Source organism: Micromonospora cabrerizensis (genome assembly GCF_022230955.1).
Lineage (GTDB): Bacteria > Actinomycetota > Actinomycetes > Mycobacteriales > Micromonosporaceae > Micromonospora > Micromonospora cabrerizensis.
On sequence record NZ_JAKKFI010000058.1, the window covers coordinates 35759 to 54197 of the forward strand.

The window sequence follows — 18439 nt, forward strand, 5'->3', positions numbered from 1 at the left end:
GCACCCCCGGAACCGGGGCTCCAATCCGGTTACCCGGCTCCCCCCTTCGGTCGAGCTTTGCCGGCAAAAAGCCCCAAACCGCCCACGCCGCTCACGCTGGGGGCGTGAGTTGAGGCGTCGATGCGGCACGATGTCCGCCAGGTACGCGAGAACAGAGGTGGGGATGACACGGTTCACGCGAGCCGGGGCGGTGGTGGGCGCCCTGACTCTGGCGGCGTCGCTGGCACTGACCGGGTGCGGCGACGAGCAGAAGAAGCCGGAATTCGTTGGCGGGACGTCGTCGGCGGACGCTGGTGGCACACCTGGCTCGTCCGCGCCCTCGGCACCGACTCCAAGCGCGCCGAGCGGGCCGACGCTCACGCTGAGCCCGGCCGACGGCACGAAGGACCGGCCGGTGAGCACGGAGATCAGCGCGAAGCTCCCGGACGGCGGAAAGGTGTCCGCGGTCACCCTGACGGCGGACGGTGGGGGCTCGGTGGAGGGCAAGCTGCGCACCGACGGTTCGGCCTGGGTGCCGTCCGCTCCGCTGAAGTTCGGCACCCGCTACACCGCCACGCTGACGGCGAACGGGTCCGACGGCACGAGCAGCCAGGGCACCAGCAGCTTCACCACGATGGCCAAGCCGAAGTCGACCATCGGGTCCGGCCTGTACCTCTTCGACGACAAGAGTTACGGGGTGGCCATGCCGGTGGTCACGGAGTTCCACCCGGGCATCCCGAAGAAGGACCGGGCGGCGGTGCAGAAGCGGATGTTCGTCCGCACCGACCCGCCGCAGCCGGGTGCGTGGCACTGGGTCGACAACGGCACGCAGGCCTACTACCGGGCCCCGGAGTACTGGAAGCCCGGCACGACCATCACCGTGCGGATCGCCCTGGCCGGAATGCCGCTGAGCAACGGCAAGTACGGCGACATCGACCGCAAGGCCACCGCGAAGATCGGCCGGTCGTTCGAGATGAAGGTCGACAACGCCAACAAGAAGATGACGGTGTACGAGAACGGCGCGCTGGTGCGCACCATCCCGGTGAGCCTCGGCAAGAAGAGCACGCCGTCGTCCAGCGGCACGATGGTCGTGATGGAGAAGAAGGAAGCCACGACCTTCGACACCCGCGACGACCCGAACCCGGCCAACCGCTACGTCACCGACATCCAGTTCGCCCAGCGGCTCACCTGGGGTGGCGAGTACATCCACGCCGCGCCCTGGTCGGAGCACGTGCAGGGGCGGCAGAACGTCTCGCACGGTTGCGTGAACGTGTCGACGGCGAACGCCCGGTGGCTGTTCGAGAAGACGCGGATCGGTGACCCGATCACGGTGAAGGGCACCGAGCGCAAGATCGCCGCCGGCAACGGTTGGACGGCGTGGAGCCTGAGCTGGTCGGCGTTCATCAAGGGCAGCGCGCTGCCCGTACCCAGTGGTGGGGCTGGCCCGGCGCTCTGAGCCGCCCGGTATCGATGCGCCGGCCCTGCCGATGGCCGGGCCGGCGCGTACCCTTGCATTCCCGCGCTGCGACGACGCCGCGGCGACCCTCAGTCCCGGTACGGAGACGAGCCAGGCTCACGAAACGCCGGATAGTAGCAAGAATCCGGCATCATGAGCGGCGTGTTTCGGTTCACCCTCGGCAACCGGGGCCGGCTCTGGCGCGTCAGTAGGAGACGATGGGGCAGCGACCACGACTGTGAGGGAATCATGCGAGCTAGCCAGGACCAGCTGATCAGGCGCGGTGGGCGACGCCGCGTGTTCGCGGCAGGGCTCCTCGCCGTGGCGCTGGCCTTCACCTCCGCCTGCACCGACGGCAACGGCGGCAAGCCGTCCTCGTGGCAGGGCGGCGACGAGGCTCCGGCACCGAAGGCGGCGGCGACCATCAGCGAGCCGGCGGCCGACGCCAAGGACGTGCCGGCGTCCACCGGCATCACCTTCACCACCAAGGACGCCGTGGAGACCGCCGTCGCGCTCAAGGACGCGGCCGGTAAGACCGTCGAGGGCACTCTCGCCGCGGACGGCAAGACGTGGTTGCCGTCGGGCGCGCTGGAGTACGGCACGGCCTACACGGCGACCGTGACCGCCACCGGCGACGACGGCCGTCCGGCCACCGCGACCAGCACCTTCACCACGATGGCCAAGCCGGGCAATCAGGTACGGGTGACGAGCTTCCTCGGTGACGACCAGGTCGTCGGGGTCGGCATGCCGCTGATCGTGAAGTTCAGCCGGAACATCCCGGAGGACTACCGCGACGACGTGCAGCGCCGGATGACGGTGACGTCGACCCCGGCGCAGGAGGGCATCTGGCACTGGGTCAGCCCCACCGAGATCCGGTACCGGCCGAAGGAGTTCTGGAAGGCCGACAGCAAGGTCTCCTACCGGGTGCAGGCCGGCGGCCTGCCGATGGGTGAGGGCTGGTACGGCCGGGCCGACCTCAACGTCAACATCAAGATCGGCGCTGCGGTGGTCATGACGGTGGACAACAAGACCAAGCGGATGACGGTGACCCGCAACGGCTCTGTGATCAAGACCATTCCGGTCAGCCTGGGCAAGAAGAGCACCCCGTCGTCCAGCGGCACCATGATCGTGATCGAGAAGCTGCGCAAGACGGTCTTCGACACGTTCGAGGAGTTGGGCCCGGAAGAGGGCTACCGCACCAAGATTGACTTCGCGCAGCGCCTGACCTGGGGTGGCGAGTTCATCCACGCGGCGCCCTGGTCCGAGGGGCAGCAGGGCAGCGTGAACGTCTCGCACGGCTGCGTGAACGTGTCGATGGCCAACGGCGACTGGCTGTTCAAGAACACGCAGATCGGTGACCCGATCACGGTCAAGGGCACCGAGCGCAAGCTCCAGAACGGCAACGGCTGGACCGACTGGAACATGAGCTGGGACGAGTACGTCAAGGGCAGCGCCCTGCCGTACGCGCCTCCCACGGACCCGGACACCACCACGCCGGCACCGGACGGCGCGGTCACCCCGTCCCCCACACCGACCGCCTGAGCCGTACGACGGAAGCCCCCTCCCAACACGGAGGGGGCTTCCTCGTCAATGCCCCTGTCTGGCCCCTGGAACAACTCAGGCCCCCTCCGAGGAGGGGGCCTGAGCAGCACAACCAACTGGGTGACTGATGGGAATTGAACCCACGACAACCGGGACCACAACCCGGTGCTCTGCCAACTGAGCTACAGCCACCACGCCGCCGTCGCCCGGTCGATCGCCCCGGGCGGGGTGCGGACCAATAATAGCCACATCGCGGCGTGCCTCGTCCAGCGGGTTCCCCGGTGCCCGTACGAGCTGCCGAGGGTCAGAGCTCGGCGGCGATCGCCTTGGCGGTCTCGACGTCCGGGCCGGGCAGCGGCACGAAGACAGTACGCCGGTAGTACTCCAGCTCCCGGATGCTCTCCCGGATGTCGGCCAGCGCCCGGTGCGCGAGACCCTTCTGCGGCTGGCCGAAGTACACCCGCGGGTACCAGCGACGGCAGAGTTCCTTGATCGACGACACGTCGATCAGGCGGTAGTGCAGGTGCGCGTCGAGGCGGGGCATGTCCCGGGCGATGAAGCCCCGGTCGGTGGCGATCGAGTTGCCGCACAGCGGTGCCGTACGCGGATCCTTGACGAAGGTGCGGACGTAGTCCAGCACCAGGTCCTCCGCCTCGGCGAGGGTGACCACCGAGCGACGGACCTCCTCGGTGAGGCCGGACTTGGCGTGCATCGTCTGGACGATCTCCGGCATCGCCTCCAGTGCCGCCTCGTCGGCGTGGATCACCACGTCGACACCGTCACCCAGCACGTTGAGGTCAGGATCGGTGACCAGTGCCGCAACCTCGATCAGTTTGTCCCTGCCAAGGTCCAACCCGGTCATTTCACAGTCGATCCAGACAAGGAGATCAGCCACCGGGACAGCCTACGCGCAGCCCACGACCCGCGGCTGCGCGCTCTCGGCCGACCGGCCCGCTAGGGTTTCGGGGTGCCAGCAGAACCCGTCGCACCGCCCGCCGTCACGGACGACGATCCTGGCGGCCGTACGGTCCGTCGCCTGGTCGCGGTGGTGGCTCTTGTCGCCGTGCTGCCGGCGCTCTACCTGCCCGGCCTCGTGCACAACTTCTTCGACCTCAAGATCTACATGTCGGCCATGGACTGGTGGCGCGTCGGCCACCCGCTCTACGACTACGTGCAACCCGACCGGGTGCAGGGCGAGCTGTACTTCACGTACCCGCCGTTCAGCGCCCTGCTGCTGTGGCCGTTCGGTCTGCTGCGGCTCGGTGTCACCGTGACGATCTTCACGGTGCTCACCGTGCTGGCCGTGGTGCTGACCACCCGCTGGGTGGTGATGCCGGTCATCGCCCGGCACCACCTGCCGCGAACGTTCACCCTGGTCGTTGCCGTGCTGCTGGTGCTGGCGGTGGAGAGCACCCGCGAGACGATCACCTTCGGTCAGATCAACATGCTGCTGGTCGTCCTGATCCTGGCCGACCTGCTGTACGCGGTGCCACAGGCACGACGCTGGGCCGGGGTGGGCGTGGGGCTGGCGACGGCACTCAAGCTCTTCCCCGGCATCTTCATCGTGTACCTGTTGGCCACCCGGCGATGGCGGGCCGCGGCGGTGGCCAGCGCGACCGCGGCGGCGGCGACCCTCCTCGCGGCGGCGATCGCGCCGAGCGACTCGTGGCGGTTCTGGACCCACGAGCTGTGGGCCACCGACCGGGTGGGTCGCACCGACTACGTCGGCAACCAGTCGCTGTTCGGCCTGCTCAGCCGGTTCACCGCTCCGGAGAAACCGGACCGGCTGCTCTGGCTGCTGGTGGTCGCCGTGGTCGCCGCCTACGGGCTGTGGCGGGCCGCCCGCGCCGCTCGGGCCGGTGACGCGTTGACGGGCCTGACGCTGACCGGGCTGGTCGGCTCCCTGGTCAGCCCGATCACCTGGACCCACCACATCTACTGGTTCGTTCCGGCCGTGGTGCTGCTGGCGGACGCGGCGTTGAGTGCCGACCGCCCTGACGAGGCACGCAGGCGAGGTTGGTTGGCCGGGCTCGCGCTGGGCACCACCGCGGTGATCGTCTACGGGGTGGTGACGTTCCAGGCCTGGGGCGTGGAACCGGTCCGCACCGAGAATCCGGTCGATTTCGTCGTGCACAACGCCTATGTGCTGCTCAGCCTGCTCCTGCTGGCGGCCCTGCCGGTGCACGTGCGACGCTCCGAGGAAGGCTCAGGCCACCGTGAGGAAAAATTGCGCCAAATGGACAGATCTCCCCAGTAGCCGCCATCAGCGCTAATCTGGTCTCATCTACCTCAAGCGTCGCTCGGGTAGCACCGATCCCCCGGTGAGAGTGGCCCTCCGCGTCGGCAGCGCGGAGGGCCGCTCGCCGTTCCACCACCGGCCGGGCGGGCCACCACCGGCCGGCTCACTGTCGGCCGGCCCACCACCGGCCGAGCCTCCACCGACCACCGGGCCACCACCGACCGTCGGGCCACCACCGACGAAACTCCCGTCGTCACCGACCGGGAACCACCGGCGGAACCTCCACCGGCGGAACCTCCACCGGCGGGACGTCCACCGGTTGGTCCGTGGCCTCCGCACCGGCCGGCGGCCACGCGAGGGTCAGCGTGACCTCCGGCAGGCGCGGCAACCGGGCCGGTTCCTCCAGGTCGGCCAGGGTCTCCGGCCGCGACGCTTCGGTGCCGATCGCCGACCGGGGCCGCTGGGCCGCACCCGAGCCGACCGGGGTGAGCTGCCGGACGGCCGGCAACGGCGGGGTCGAGCCCGGTTCCCGGGTGCCCAGGCCACTCAGCGAGGTGACCCCGAGCCGGCCGGCGAGCACCGGCACCTGATCCGGCTCGACCACGAAGATCACTTCACGGGGGCGCAGCGGCCGCAGCAGGAGCAGCACCGCAACCACCACCAGCAGGACGCCAACGGCCAGCAGACCCCAGGTGGCCGGGCTGGTCCACCCGGCCCGCAACTCGGCGCGCAGGTCCAGCGCCAGGTCCGCGCCGCCGTCAGGGCTCATCACCACCAGGCTCATGGGCTCACCGGCGAGGTCCGCCGCACTCCATTCCAGCGAGCCGATCCCCTCGCGTACCCAGAAGGGCCGTCCCAGCGGCGTGGCCGCGTCGGCGGCGGTCGGGGTGCCCACGGCCGGGCCGGCCGCGGCCAGCCGGACCGGCAGCGGGCCCTGGGCCAGCGCCACTCGACTGACCGAGGCGTACGGCACCGGCTCCAGCCAGCGGCGTACCTCCGCGGTGGGCGCCAGCCCGACGAAGGCCGGGCCGTCCCCGGTGCGGGCGTCCAGTCGCAGCCGGGTCTGCGGGGTACGCGCGAAGGGCGCCTCCTGCCGCAGCAACCGGTCGAGGTCGGTGACCACGATGGCGTGACCGGGCGTCCGGACCGTTTCGAAGCGGGCGGCGAAGGCCCCGTCGGGGTCGGCGTGGCGGGTCACCAACCACAGCGCGCCTCCGGCGAGCAACGCCGGAATCCCCACGACCAACAGCAGCACTCCGGCGATCACCCGCACGAACCGCATCCGCACCGTCCCCCTCCGTAGCCAAGTACCCGGCCGACCTTACCGACGTACACCGTCTGATCAGCGGATATCCACGGCACGGCCGGTGCCGGCTCCGGAAAGCGCGCTGGCCCGCCGGATGGTCCGGCGGGCCAGCGGTGTGACGGGGGTCAGGCCTTGGCGACCGGCTCCCGACGGGTCCGCGCGAACGCCAACCCGCCCAGCGCCAGGCCGGCCAGACCGGCGACGAGACCGGCCACACCGAGGCCGACCGCGAGGCCGTTGCCGTCCTCGTCGTCGTCATCGTCGGGTGCCGCGACGGCGGCGGCGGACGGCGTGGCCGAACCCCCCGGCGCTGCGACGGCGGCCAGGGTGAGCACCGGAGCCGGGTGCTCCGGCTCCTCAGCGCCCGGCGCCGGCTCGTCGATCCAGCGCGAGATGTTGCCGTCGGAGTAGGTCTGGAGGGTCTTGAAGACCATCGAGTCGACCTTCGGCAGCGGCCCCATCGACACCCCGAACTCCTGGAACTGGCCCGGCTTCACCCCCGCGTCGCCGGTGGCCGTCCAGGTGATCTTGGAAACCGCCTCGGTCAGCTGGCTGCCGTGCACCTCGATCGGCGGGTCCACCTTGCGCTTCTCCGTCGCGACCGTCCAGCCGGGCACCGGGATCGTCGACACCGAGCCGACCGGGGCGTTCTCCGGCAGCGTCACCTCCAACTTGGTCGTGGAGGCGGTGTCACTCTCGTTGGGCACCCGGAACGCCACCCGGGCGTAGCCACCCTGGGTCGCCTCCTTCGGGTTCACCGTCACGTGGGCGGACGCCGGTCCGGCGAAGCCGAGCACAGCGGTGGCGGCGGCGGTGAACGCCAGGGCGGCAGCGGCGGTTGCGGTACGCCGGATTCGGCTCATGGGTTTCGCGAACCTCTCTAACGGATCGGCACGGTGGCGGTCACCGTGGCCTGGTCGATGTCGGTCGTTCGGGCGGTGATCTTCAGTTGCCAGTCACCGGCCGCCGGCAGGCTGATGTCGCCGTAGGCGTGGTTGTCCGTCAACGGCAGCAGCGGGACGTCGATCGGCTCGATCCCGGCCGAGGGCAGCGCGACGGTCGCCTTCCACTCCACCACCGGCAGCGGCAGGTTGTCCTTGCCGTACGCGTACAGGTGCACCGAGTTGTTGCCCCGCTGGGCCGGGCTCACCTCGATCTGCATGTCGTACAGCGAGCTGGGCAGCCGGGTGCTGAACAGGCCGGCCTCGGCGCTGGACGGCCCGGCGGCGGCGGTGCGGGCGGGCGTGGTCTGCACGAGCGTGGCGGACAGGCCCAGCACCACGACGGTGACGGCCAACTCCACCCACACCGCCCGGCGTACCGGTGCCGGGCGTTGCGCGGCGACCCGGCTGCGGACCAACTGCCGGGAGTACGCGGCCACGGCGATCACCACCGCGAACAGCCCGATCTTGGCCAGCAGCAGCCGCCCGTAGGTGGTGTTGAACAGCGCCTGCGGGGTGGCCACCTCGATCAGCGCCTGGACGGTGCCGGCCAGCAGCAGCGCCGAGACGGCGAGCGCCGCCCAGCGCGACCAGATCGGCAGGATCGCGCTCAACTCCCGCTCGTCGGCCTGGCGCAGCAGGAAGCCGGCGAGCATGAGCAGACCGCCCAGCCAGACGGCCATGCTGCCCAGGTGCACCGCGTCGACCACCACGGAGACCGCCGGCGCCGGGGAGGCGGCCGGGTGCCCGGCCAGGGGCCAGGTCAACAGGGCGGCGCCGCCGAGCACGGCCAGGATGATCGCGTCGGCGCGGCCGGCCGGCCGGGCCAGCAGCGGCCGGAGCAGGAAGACGGATGCCGCCAGCAGGCCGAGCCGGACCAGGTGGGCGGCACCGAAGGCGCTGCCGAACACGCTGCCGAACCCCTCGCCGGTGACGTCGAAGAGGCCACCGCCGGCGGTGTAGGGCACCTGCAACCACAGGTCGGCGAGGGTGGCGACGGCCACCAGGCCGAGGCCGGCCCAGGCCAGCCGGGTCGGGCCCCGGCGGGAGAGCCGTCGAGGCCAGAGCGCGGCGAGCACCAGCGCCGGCCCGACCAGCAGCACCAGGCCGGCGTAGCCGAGGAAACGGGCAACCTTGACCGCCGTACCCACCACCGGGTTGGCGCGGCTGTCCGTGCCGGCGTCGACGGGTGGCGTCGAGGGCGCACCGACCGAGTAGGTGAACGCCCCGGAGACCGGGTGGCTGTCGGCCGAGATCACCCGGAAGCTGACCAGGTAGGTGCCGCGCCCACCGGCCGGGTCCACCGGGATGGTCACGACACCGCCGGAGAAGGACGGCTCACCCCGGTCGGCCCGGGCGCCGTCGGGCGCGATGACCCGGATCTTGCCGGGAACCTTGCGGACCCCCTCGCTGAACGTCAGCACCACCTCGGACGGCCCACTCGGCACGATCGAGGAGGCGGCCGGGCTGCTGCTCTCCAGCACCGCGTGGGCGCTCGCGGAGGTGGCCGGCGCGATCAACAGGGCGACGACGGTGACCAGCAGGCCGGCGGCTGCGGCCAGCCGGGCGAACCAGCGGCGGGGGGCGACAGTCATGTCAGCCATGGTCGCCGACCGGTGTGGATCTCGGCGACCCGAGTCGGGCGAAGGGCTCAACTCTGCTCAGCCGCCAGTGCCGCGCGGGAGGGAACGCGTGTCATGAGGAGGTAGTCGGCTCACGTTGGGGAAAAGTTCCCGACGTGGTGCAGACCATCCAGGAACCGAAGGACCGTGACGCTCCGACGGGCGCCGCGTAACCTGGGTTGTCGTGATCCCCGTCCCGCGTGACACCGGTGCCGCCGGTCCGGCAGAGCCGACCGGTGACGTCGCCCGGGACCCGGCAACCGAGTGGGCGCTGACCGCCCGCGACGGTGACCCGAGCGCCCAGGCAGCGTTCGTCCGGCTGACCCAGGTCGAGGTCTGGCGGTTCGCCGCCGCCCTGGTCGACCCGGACAGCGCCGACGACCTGACCCAGGAGACCTACCTGCGGGCGTTTCGGGCGCTGCCCGCGTTCGAGGGTCGCTCCACCGCCCGCACCTGGTTGCTCGGCATCGCCCGGCGCGCCTGCGCCGACCACCTGCGCACGGTGATCCGCCGCCGCCGGCTCGACGAGCGCCTCGCGGCGAACGCGTACACCGACCGCCCGTACCCGGATCCGGCCGGCCAGCTCGGGGCCGCCGACCTGGTCCGCCGGCTCAGCCCCGAGCGGCGGGCCGCCTTCGTGCTCACCCAACTGCTCGGCCTGTCGTACGCCGAGGCCGCCGCAGTCGAAGGGGTGCCGGTGGGCACCATCCGTTCCCGGGTCGCCCGGGCCCGCGACGAGCTGGTCGAGGCGGTCGGCGACGCGCTGACCGGCTGAGCGCGGAACTTCCGGCGAAGACGGGACGACCAATGAGCGTGACTGCACCTCCCTCCGGGGCTGGCCGTTGGCCTGTCGTCCGGCCCTGGCTCGGCACGGCGGCCCGTCTCGGCCTCGCCGCCGTCTGGCTCGTGGCCGGCGCGTCGAAGGTCGGTGACCTCGCCGCCTCCGGGCGTGCCGTCAACGCGTACCAGGTGATGCCGTACGACGTGGCGACCGTGATCGGGGCGGCCCTGCCGTTCGTCGAGCTGGCGCTGGGCGTGCTGTTGCTGCTCGGGTTGGCCACCCGGCTCGTCGCCGGCGTCTCCGCCGCGCTGCTGGTGGTCTTCATCGCGGGGATCGCCTCGGCCTGGGCACGGGGGTTGGCCATCGACTGCGGCTGCTTCGGCAGCGGCGGGCAGTTGGCCGAGGGACAGGCCCCCAGTTACCTCCCGGAGATCCTTCGTGACCTGGGATTCTTGGTACTGGCCGGATTCCTGCTGATCTGGCCACGTACGCCCGTCTCGGTGGACGCCTGGTTGTCCGGCGAGCCCGTTGTGGAGGACGAGGATGAGTAGTCGCAAGGGGCAGCGGGACGCCGCCCGGGTGGTTCGCGAGCAGCTCGCCCGCGAGCGGCGACGCCGGCGCACGATCTGGGTTTCCGCCGCGGCCGTCGTCGTCCTGGTCATCGCCGGTGTGATCGGCTGGGTGACCTGGTCCAACCAGCGCTCCGACGAGTTCACCACCCCGCCCGGCGCCAACGCAGCCGGCACCGGCATCGTCACCGGCGGCGGGCCGGTCACCGTCGACGTCTACGAGGACTTCCTCTGCCCGGCGTGCAGGCAGTTCGAGCAGACCAGCGGGGCGACGCTCGAACAGCTGGTGGCGGACAACAAGGCGAAGGTGGTCTACCACCCGGTCGCGTACCTCAACCGCTTCTCCACGACTGAGTACTCGACCCGGTCGTCGGCCGCCTCCGGCTGCGCCGCGGCGGGCGGCAAGTACCACGAGTACGCCAAGGCGCTCTTCGCCCAGCAGCCGCCGGAGGGCAGCGCCGGGCTCACCGACGACCAACTCATCGACATCGGCGTCGGCGTGGGCCTCGACCGGGGGTCCTTCGGCAGCTGCGTGAAGGACAAGACCTACCGGACGTGGACCGAACACGTCACCGACGACGCCAGCCGGAGCAACGTCACCGGCACGCCGACCGTCAAGGTCAACGGTCAGCCGCTCGACAACCCCACCCCGGACGCTCTCACCGCAGCCGTGGCGGCGGCCGGCAAGTGATCCGTACCCTGCTGGCCCGCGCCGGCCTGGTCGCCGCCGCGGCCTGCGCGGCCACCCTGCTCACCGCGGCGCCCGCCGCCGCGCACGGCGCGGACGCACCCGACGGCACCGACTACCGCACCCGGACCACCGGGGTCGCACCGGCACGACCAGGGCTTGAGGTACGCGTCGTCGAGGCGGGCGCCCGACTGGAGCTGACCAACCGCACCGGCCGCACCATCGAGGTGATCGGCTACTCCGGTGAGCCGTACCTGCGGGTCGGCCCGGACGGGATCTACGAGAACACCCGCTCCCCCGCCACGTACCTGAACCGCACCATCACCGGGGACACCGCGCTCCCGGCCGAGGCCGACCCGGCCGCCCCGCCGTCCTGGCGGCGGATCGACGACGGGCCCACGGTGCGCTGGCACGACCAGCGCGCACTGTGGCAGGAGTCGGCGCCACCGGCGGCGGTACGCGCCGCGCCGGACCGGGAGCACCGGGTCCGGGACTGGACGGTCCCGCTGCGCGACGGCGCCGACCCGGTGGTGATCGGCGGCACACTCGACTGGGTGCCGCCGCCGGACGCGTACACCTGGTGGACCGTGACCATCGTGGGCCTGCTCGCGGTGGGCGCGCTCGGCCTGGTCGCCGCCGCCGCGCCGGCCGGCGCCCGCGCCCTGTCCGCCGTCGGCGCGTTGCTGGTCGTCGGCGGCGCGCTGACCGTCGTGTACCCGGTGGGGCGGGAACTGGACGCCGGCGCGCAGGGTGTCGGCGGGGTGCTGCTCGGGCTGCTGTCCGGGCAGATCTGGTCGCTGCTCACCGGCCTCGGCGCGGTCGCCGCCGGTTGGTACGCGCTGGCCCGCCGCCCGGCCGCCGACTTCGCGGTGGCGTTGGCCGGGGCCTGCCTGGCGCTCTTCGGCGGCGCGACGAACGCCGCCGTGTTCGCCCGGTCCATCGCCCCGGTGCCCTGGCCGCCCGAGGTCGCCCGCGTCATGGTGGCGGTGGTGCTGATCACCGGCACCGGCGCGACAGCCGCCGGCATCCTGCGCCTGCACGCCGCGTCCCGGGTCGCCGCCCGATCGCCGCGCGTCGAGGAGGACGCCGAACGCGGGGCTACGGCCGCGGGGTGAACCCGTAGGGAAGCTCCAGGCGGTGGCGGGCCAGCAGGGCCTCGTCGCGCAGCAGCTCTCCGGTGGGGGCGTCGGCCACGATCCGGCCACCGTCCAGGATCACCGAGCGTTCGCACAGCTCCGCCGCGTACGGCAGGTCGTGCGTGACCATCAGCAGGGTCACCGGCAGGTCACGCAGGATCTCGGCCAGCTCACGGCGGGCCGCCGGGTCCAGATTCGACGACGGCTCGTCGAGCACCAGGATCTCCGGGTGCATGGCGAGCACGGTGGCCACCGCCACCCGGCGGCGCTGCCCGAACGACAGATGCTGCGGTGCCCGCTCCCGGTGCTCACCCATCCCCACCGCCGCGAGCGCCTCGTCCACCCGGGCGGCCAGCTCCGCCCCGCGCAGGCCCAGGTTCGCCGGCCCGAACGCCACGTCCTCGGCAACCGTGGGCAGGAACAACTGGTCGTCCGGGTCCTGGAAGACGATGCCCACCCGGCGACGCACCTCACCCAGGGTGGCCCGGTCCGGGGTCACGGTCAGCCCACCGACGCTCACGCTGCCCTCGGTCGGGGTGAGGATGCCGTTGAGGTGCAGCACCAGCGTCGTCTTGCCGGCGCCGTTGGGCCCGAGCAGAGCCACCCGGTCGCCGCGCGGCACGCTCAGGTCCACCCCGTGCAGGGCGACATGCCCATCCGGGTACGCGTAGCGAACGCCACGAACGTCCAGCGAGACAGCGGTCTGCACAACACCGATCATGACAGCACGACGGCGGTGGCGGCGATGGAGGCCGCCACCACCGGCACCGTTGCCGCGACCAGCCACTGGCCGGTGGTCGCCGCGCCCTCGCTCTGCCACGCCGCGGGCATCCGCCCGGTGTAACCCCGGGACAGCATCGCCAGATAGACCCGCTCACCGCGCTCGAAGGCGCGCAGGAACAGCGCCCCGATCCCGGCGGCGAAGCCACGCAACTGCCACAGGAACCGCGGGTCGTCACCCCGGGAGATCCGGGCCACCCGCATCCGCCGCGCCTCGCCGACCAGCACGTCGAGGTAGCGCAGCATGAACGTGGCGATCTGGGTGAACACCTGCGGGCAGTGCAGCCGGTCCAACCCCACGATGAGGTCCCGGGTGGTGGTGGTCGCGGCGAGCAGCAGCGAGGCGAGCACGCCCAGGGTGCCCTTGGCCAGGATGTTCCACGCGCCGTGCAGGCCGTCCTCGGACAACCGCAGGCCCAGCACCTCGACCCGGTCGCCGCTGCCGAGGAAGGGCAGCGCCACGGCGAACACCACGAACGGCAACTCGATCAGCGCCCGGCTGAGCAACCACCGCGGCCCCACCCGGGCCAGCGCCGCCACCACCGCCACCAGCACGGCGTACGCGCCGAAAGCCCAGAACGCCGTGCGTGGGGTGGCCACCACGGCGATGGTGAAGACCACCATCGCCACGATCTTCACCTCGGGCGGGAGCCGGTGCACCGGCGAGTCCGACTCGCGGTACAGCACGTGCCCGTGACCGGCACCCATCGCGTACCCCTTGCTCAGCTGGCCGCGTCGGCGCGGCGCCGGACGTCGTCGGACGTCGGCGTCGTGTCGTCCGTCGGGTTGGTGCCGTCGGTCGGGTCGGTGCCGTCGGTCGGCGTGGTGCCGCGGCGGCGCAGCAGCCAGAACCCGCCGGCGCCGATCGCGAAGGTCACCAGCACCCCGAGCACCCCGGACAGGCCGGTGGAGACGAAGCTGTTCCGCACACCCCGTACGCCGTAGTCGGCCAGTGGGCTGTCGGCCAGCTCGTGGTCCCGGGCCTGTTGGGCGGGGCAACTGCCGCCGACGATGTTGTCGTCGGCGTCGACGGTGCAACCCTTGAGCAGGGACGAGTCCAACCCGTCCGGGTGCGACGAGGCGTAGTTGCTCACCACACCGGCGAGCAGCAGGGCGACCAGCAGGCCACCGGCCAGGAAGGCCCAGGAACGGTTCTTCATCGGGCACCTCCGGCGACCGGGACAGCGGGGGCGGCGGGCGTGCGCAGGGAGCGCAGCGCGTACACCAGGTCGGGGCGCACTTTCGCCACGGTGAGCACGGTGGTCGCGGTGATCAGGCCCTCGCCGATGCCGATCAGCAGGTGGACACCCGCCATCGTGCCGGCCAGGCCGGTCAGGTTGTTACCCAGGTCGGTGGTGCCGCCCAGCCAGTACTCCAGGACGAAGCCCTGCGACGCGACCACCACGCTGAGCGTGGCCGCGACGAACGCGGTCACGGCCAGACCGGCCCGCGTACGGGGCAGCACCCGCAGCAACACCGCTATCAGCACGTACGCCGCAGCGGTGCCGAGCAGCGCCATGTTCGTGATGTTGAGACCGAGCATCGCCACGCCGCCGTCGCCGAAGATCAGTGCCTGGACCACCAGCACCACGGCCACGCAGAGCGCGCCGACCCACGGACCGACCAGAATGGCGGCGAGCGCGCCACCGAGCAGGTGCCCGCTCACGCCGGCCGTGAAGATCGGAAAATTGAGCATCTGGACGGCGAAGATGAACGCCGCCACCAGCCCCGCCATCGGGGCCAGGCGGTCGTCCAGGTCGCGCCGACCGCGCAGGACGCAGACGGTGAGCGCGGCGAGAGCGAGCGCAGCGAAGATCGCTGCGACCGGACCGTCGATGATCCCGTTCGAGATGTGCATCGCCAGTGTTTCCACGCGACCTCCCACGCGTCCGCCGGCCCGACCGGGCCAGCGTGGGTCAGCCTATTTCCCAAGCCTCGTTGTTGCCAGACTCTGGCAACAACGCATGGGCTTGATCACCTTCCAGGTCAGCGGCGGCGTCGGCGCCGCCGGGTGATCGACGCGCCTTCCAGGAATGCCGGGGTGTCCGCACGGTGATCGACTCGTCTTACGGGAATGCCGGGGTGTCCGCACGGTGATCGACTCGCGTTACGGGAATGCCGGGGTGTCCGCACGAAGATCGACTCGTCTTCCTTGATGTCGGGGTGTCCGCGGCGCCGCGATGCCCCGGTTTTCAGAATCACGAGTCGACCTTGGCTGGGCCAGCACAGACCTGCGCGGCTCGCCGACGACGGCAGCGGCCAGGCCGGCGGTATCGTCGGGCCATGACCGCGCCCGACCGTCTCTCCCCCGGTGACCCCGCGCCCGAGTTCACCCTCGCCACCGACACCGGCGACCAGCTCTCCCTCGCCGACCTGCGAGGCCGCAAGGTCGTCCTGTACGCCTACCCGTCGGCGATGACCCCCGGCTGCACCAAGCAGGCCTGCGACTTCCGCGACTCGCTCGCCTCGCTCCAGGCCGCCGGCTACGAGGTCGTCGGCATCTCCCCCGACAAGCCGGAGAAGCTGGCGAAGTTCCGCGAGCGCGACGCGATCACCTTCCCGCTGGTGTCCGACCCGGACAAGACGGTGTTGACCGCCTACGGCGCGTATGGCGAGAAGCAGTTGTACGGCAAGACCGTCACCGGCGTGATCCGCTCGACGTTCGTGATCGACGGCGACGGCAAGATCGATCGTGCGCTCTACAACGTCAAGGCCACCGGTCACGTTGCCAAGCTCCGCCGCGACCTCAGCCTGGACTGATCTGTCGTACCGGGCCGCTACGTTGCGTCAGTGGTTCGATACAAGTACACGCCCGATGCGTTGGCCGCCGCTGCCGCCGCCGCGCGCAACATCACCGAGGTGATGCGGCTGCTCGGCATCCGAGTCAGCGGCGGCTCACACGCGCACATCAGCCGGCAGCTCAAGAGGTTCGGCATCGACACGTCGCACTTCGCCCGCATCGCGCACAACAAGGGTTGCCGAGGTGCACGGCGCACCACATCCGCACAGCTTCTCGTTGAGCTGCCGGACGGGTCCCGCCGGACGCCCGGTGTGCGATTGAAGTGGGCGCTGGGCACGCTCGGCGTGCCGGACGAGTGCGAGGGCTGCGGGACAGGGCCGGTGTGGCGAGGCGCTCCACTCATCCTCCACGTGGACCACATCAACGGGGACTTCCTCGACAACCGGCCACCGAACCTGCGGCTCCTCTGTCCGAACTGCCACAGTCAGACCTCCACCTATGCCGGCCGGCGGAACCGGGCTGGTGATCCCACCATTCCCGTCAGGACGGCGCCCGGTGACCCGCAACGCTCGAACGAGACTGCCGGCCCCGGCCGTCGACCAGCAACGCGGGAAGAACTCGTCGACCTGTTCGGCCAGGTCGACGCGCAGCAGGTGACGGCCTTGGAAGCGGCCCGGCAATTGGGCTGGTCCCCGGCCTACCTGTACAAGGTTCGGCGGCGGCTCGAGCAGGACGGAGTGTTGAGGCCACGCCCGGACCGCAGTTGGCGTTCGAGGGCTCATCGCGAGGTGGTCTTAGAACAGGCGCTTGCGCATCCGGATGTTGGACCGAAGCGGCTGTCGGGGATCCTCCGCGATCTGCCTGGCGGGGCATGCAAGGTGAGTCATGGCACGATCTCGACCATTCTCAGGGAGGCCGGGCTCAACACCGTCGGAGCCAGACGCTCTAGACTCAGGGCGTTGGCGGGAGTGGCGTAACGGCAGCCGCGCAGGTCTTAGGAACCTGTATCCGGAAGGATGTGGGGGTTCGAGTCCCCTCTCCCGCACAGATCGGCCCGCACCCGCGCGCGACTGTCGGACGCGTCACTGTCGTGGGTCGTGGGCCTGGTCATCGGGTCAGGATGGCGGGCGTGAGTCTGCGTTTCGTCCTCGACCCTGACCTGACCCCGCAGCTACGCGCCGAGATCGTCGATCTCTGGGCGGACGTCAGCAACGCCGGCGGCGCGGTCGGTTTCGTGCCGCCGGTCACCGCTTCCGACGTCCACGTTCTCGCCGACCCGGCCTTCGCCGGCATCGCCGAGGGTCCGGACCGGCTGTTGGTCGGCTACTCCGGCGACCGGTTGGTGGCGTTACTGATCTTCAGTGACAACCGTTTCCCCCTCAAGGCGCACTGGTGTGTGTTGAAGCGGGTGATGGTCCACCCGGACACCCAGGGCGCCGGCTACGGCTCCGCGCTGATGGTCGAGGCGGCCCGGTTGGGGCGGGAGTTCGGCCACGAGGCGTTGCACGTCACGGTGCGCGACGGGCTGGGGTTGGACGCGTTCTACGCCCGTCTCGGTTATCGGGAGATCGGCCGGCTGCCGCGCGCGTTGCGGGTGGCACCCGCTGACGACCGGGACGAGATCCTGATGTGGCTCGACCTGACGTCGGTCGACTGAGCGGTTAGCCCGTGCACCAGCGGGCGTTCGCCGCGGCCGGCGGGGTGGTCGGCGTGCCGGTGGCCGACGCGCTCGCCTTCGCCACCTCGACCGGACGGCGAGCGGGGGTCGGTGTGACCGGGGGTCGGCTGGTGGATGGCCGAGCCGATGCGGTGGCGCGCGGGGTGGCAGCCACGGTTCCGGGCCCGTACATCCGGACGACGCTGTTCTGCACCTGCCCGGGCAGAAGACGGACACCGCCGACGGTGACGCGGTTTCCGTAGACGTCGCTGACGCGGATGCTGAACGGGCCGGGCCCGGCGCCAGAGGCGATCAGCCAGTAGTTGTAGTCCTGCCGGGCGGCCGACTGCCACGCACCGCGGTCACCCTGCCGGACCTCGACGGACCGCAGCGGGTTGCCGTGGTTTCCGACCCGGACGGCGAACCACCACTGCGACGCGCCCTCCTTGATCCGGAAGGTGAGCGGTCCGGGCAGCGGTGGGTTGACCACGGCGCGGTAGGTGACCGGGACGAGGCCCTGGACCGGGTCGGCGATCCGTGCGAACGCCTCGCGGGAGAGGTCGAGGTGCCCGGGCGCGCACTCCGGGCACTGGTCCATGATCAGCACCCGGACGGTGCCTTTCGGGCCGGTCACGTCGAGGAATCCACCGCAGGCGGCGCCGGCGGAGTATTCGGTCGGGCCGAGCGCGACGTAGAGCCGGTTGGCCGGTGCCGCGGGGTTCGAGCAGTTGCCGCCGGTGCCCTTGGAGTCGTAGAAGGTGGCCTTGCCGCTGTGTGTGGCGTTGCCGGTGGGTGGCGCGGCGGCGAGCGGCCGGGCGGCGGCGCAGGCCGGGGCGGAGCCGGACCGCAGGGTCAGGGTGAGGCCGAGCGCCGCCGCGAGGACGGTGACGCCGGTGGCCACCAGCCAGGGCACTGAGCGGGACGACGACGCGGGCCGCTCCTCGGGAGCATGGTCCAGGTCGATGGCGATGTCGACAGCGCTCTCGTCCGTCACGACGGCGAT

19 protein-coding genes and 2 tRNA genes are annotated in these 18439 nt (G+C 71.5%); 11 read left to right on the forward strand and 10 right to left on the reverse strand.

Going from position 1 to position 18439, the window contains the following annotated elements:
- Positions 1-163: 163 nt before the first annotated feature.
- Together LADH09A_RS12775 and LADH09A_RS12780 are read left to right on the forward strand one after the other, a co-directional pair.
- Entirely contained in the window at positions 164-1435 is a 1272-nt protein-coding gene (locus LADH09A_RS12775) for a L,D-transpeptidase (RefSeq protein WP_238645139.1), read from the forward strand.
- 249 nt (positions 1436-1684) lie between these two features.
- On the forward strand, positions 1685-2977 hold the full coding sequence (locus LADH09A_RS12780) for a L,D-transpeptidase (RefSeq protein WP_238645302.1): 1293 nt from the start codon (positions 1685-1687) through the stop codon (positions 2975-2977).
- Between the two features lie 119 nt (positions 2978-3096).
- Here LADH09A_RS12780 and LADH09A_RS12785 read toward each other — a convergent pair.
- Together LADH09A_RS12785 and orn are read right to left on the reverse strand one after the other, a co-directional pair.
- A tRNA-His gene (locus LADH09A_RS12785) sits at positions 3097-3169 on the reverse strand.
- Between the two features lie 112 nt (positions 3170-3281).
- Positions 3282-3872 carry an oligoribonuclease gene (orn, locus tag LADH09A_RS12790; RefSeq protein WP_308194546.1) on the reverse strand — a complete coding sequence of 197 codons (591 nt, stop codon included), beginning with the start codon at positions 3870-3872 and terminating at the stop codon, positions 3282-3284.
- 72 nt (positions 3873-3944) lie between these two features.
- On the opposite strand from orn, the gene LADH09A_RS12795 reads away from it, so the two are divergent.
- Positions 3945-5234, forward strand: coding sequence for a glycosyltransferase 87 family protein (locus LADH09A_RS12795; RefSeq protein WP_238645142.1), 1290 nt, complete (start codon positions 3945-3947; stop codon positions 5232-5234).
- A 235-nt stretch (positions 5235-5469) separates the two neighbouring features.
- Here LADH09A_RS12795 and LADH09A_RS32080 read toward each other — a convergent pair whose 3' ends face one another.
- The 3 genes from LADH09A_RS32080 to LADH09A_RS12810 all read right to left on the reverse strand — a co-directional run bounded on the left by LADH09A_RS32080 (position 5470) and on the right by LADH09A_RS12810 (position 9067).
- The gene (locus tag LADH09A_RS32080; RefSeq protein ID WP_238645306.1) at positions 5470-6498 is read right to left on the reverse strand and encodes a hypothetical protein; all 1029 of its coding nucleotides are present in this window, start codon (positions 6496-6498) and stop codon (positions 5470-5472) included.
- 149 nt (positions 6499-6647) lie between these two features.
- Positions 6648-7385 (reverse strand): YcnI family copper-binding membrane protein, encoded by a 738-nt coding sequence (locus LADH09A_RS12805; protein ID WP_238645144.1) that lies wholly within the window; start codon positions 7383-7385, stop codon positions 6648-6650.
- 17 nt (positions 7386-7402) lie between these two features.
- Positions 7403-9067 (reverse strand): copper resistance CopC/CopD family protein, encoded by a 1665-nt coding sequence (locus LADH09A_RS12810; protein ID WP_238645146.1) that lies wholly within the window; start codon positions 9065-9067, stop codon positions 7403-7405.
- 202 nt (positions 9068-9269) lie between these two features.
- Between LADH09A_RS12810 and LADH09A_RS12815 the strand changes: the two genes are divergently transcribed.
- The 4 genes from LADH09A_RS12815 to LADH09A_RS12830 are packed head-to-tail and all read left to right on the forward strand — an operon-like array spanning position 9270 to position 12238.
- On the forward strand, positions 9270-9860 hold the full coding sequence (locus tag LADH09A_RS12815; RefSeq protein WP_238645148.1) for a sigma-70 family RNA polymerase sigma factor: 591 nt from the start codon (positions 9270-9272) through the stop codon (positions 9858-9860).
- A 32-nt stretch (positions 9861-9892) separates the two neighbouring features.
- Entirely contained in the window at positions 9893-10417 is a 525-nt protein-coding gene (locus LADH09A_RS12820; protein ID WP_238645151.1) for a MauE/DoxX family redox-associated membrane protein, read from the forward strand.
- Positions 10410-11126, forward strand: coding sequence for a DsbA family protein (locus LADH09A_RS12825; RefSeq protein ID WP_238645153.1), 717 nt, complete (start codon positions 10410-10412; stop codon positions 11124-11126). The genes LADH09A_RS12820 and LADH09A_RS12825 overlap by 8 nt, the downstream gene beginning before the upstream one ends.
- Complete coding sequence (locus LADH09A_RS12830) at positions 11123-12238, forward strand: hypothetical protein (RefSeq protein WP_238645155.1); 1116 nt, start codon at positions 11123-11125, stop codon at positions 12236-12238. Before LADH09A_RS12825 ends, LADH09A_RS12830 begins: the two co-directional genes overlap by 4 nt.
- Here LADH09A_RS12830 and LADH09A_RS12835 read toward each other — a convergent pair.
- Genes LADH09A_RS12835 through LADH09A_RS12850 form a run of 4 tightly spaced genes read right to left on the reverse strand, consistent with a single transcriptional unit; the run spans position 12222 to position 14912 of the window.
- The gene (locus LADH09A_RS12835; RefSeq protein WP_238645156.1) at positions 12222-12980 is read right to left on the reverse strand and encodes an energy-coupling factor ABC transporter ATP-binding protein; all 759 of its coding nucleotides are present in this window, start codon (positions 12978-12980) and stop codon (positions 12222-12224) included. The genes LADH09A_RS12830 and LADH09A_RS12835 overlap by 17 nt on opposite strands.
- Positions 12977-13747: a cobalt ECF transporter T component CbiQ gene (gene cbiQ / locus LADH09A_RS12840; protein WP_238645158.1), complete on the reverse strand. Its 771-nt coding sequence runs from the start codon at positions 13745-13747 to the stop codon at positions 12977-12979. The genes LADH09A_RS12835 and cbiQ overlap by 4 nt, the downstream gene beginning before the upstream one ends.
- 14 nt (positions 13748-13761) lie before the next feature.
- Positions 13762-14199: a PDGLE domain-containing protein gene (locus LADH09A_RS12845; protein WP_238645159.1), complete on the reverse strand. Its 438-nt coding sequence runs from the start codon at positions 14197-14199 to the stop codon at positions 13762-13764.
- Positions 14196-14912, reverse strand: a complete 717-nt coding sequence (locus LADH09A_RS12850) for an energy-coupling factor ABC transporter permease (RefSeq protein WP_238645161.1) — start codon at positions 14910-14912, stop codon at positions 14196-14198. Before LADH09A_RS12850 ends, LADH09A_RS12845 begins: the two co-directional genes overlap by 4 nt.
- A 410-nt stretch (positions 14913-15322) precedes the next feature.
- Here LADH09A_RS12850 and bcp point away from each other — a divergent pair, with 410 nt between their 5' ends.
- The 4 genes from bcp to LADH09A_RS12870 all read left to right on the forward strand — a co-directional run bounded on the left by bcp (position 15323) and on the right by LADH09A_RS12870 (position 17436).
- Complete coding sequence (gene bcp / locus LADH09A_RS12855) at positions 15323-15799, forward strand: thioredoxin-dependent thiol peroxidase (RefSeq protein WP_238645162.1); 477 nt, start codon at positions 15323-15325, stop codon at positions 15797-15799.
- Positions 15800-15829: 30 nt separating this feature from the next.
- Positions 15830-16756: an HNH endonuclease signature motif containing protein gene (locus LADH09A_RS12860; RefSeq protein WP_238645163.1), complete on the forward strand. Its 927-nt coding sequence runs from the start codon at positions 15830-15832 to the stop codon at positions 16754-16756.
- Positions 16742-16824, forward strand: a tRNA-Leu gene (locus tag LADH09A_RS12865). The genes LADH09A_RS12860 and LADH09A_RS12865 overlap by 15 nt, the downstream gene beginning before the upstream one ends.
- Positions 16825-16908: 84 nt before the next feature.
- The gene (locus LADH09A_RS12870; RefSeq protein WP_238645164.1) at positions 16909-17436 is read left to right on the forward strand and encodes a GNAT family N-acetyltransferase; all 528 of its coding nucleotides are present in this window, start codon (positions 16909-16911) and stop codon (positions 17434-17436) included.
- 4 nt (positions 17437-17440) lie between these two features.
- On the opposite strand, the gene LADH09A_RS12875 is transcribed toward LADH09A_RS12870, so the two are convergent.
- Entirely contained in the window at positions 17441-18430 is a 990-nt protein-coding gene (locus LADH09A_RS12875) for an expansin EXLX1 family cellulose-binding protein (protein ID WP_238645166.1), read from the reverse strand.
- Between the last annotated feature and the right edge of the window lie 9 nt (positions 18431-18439).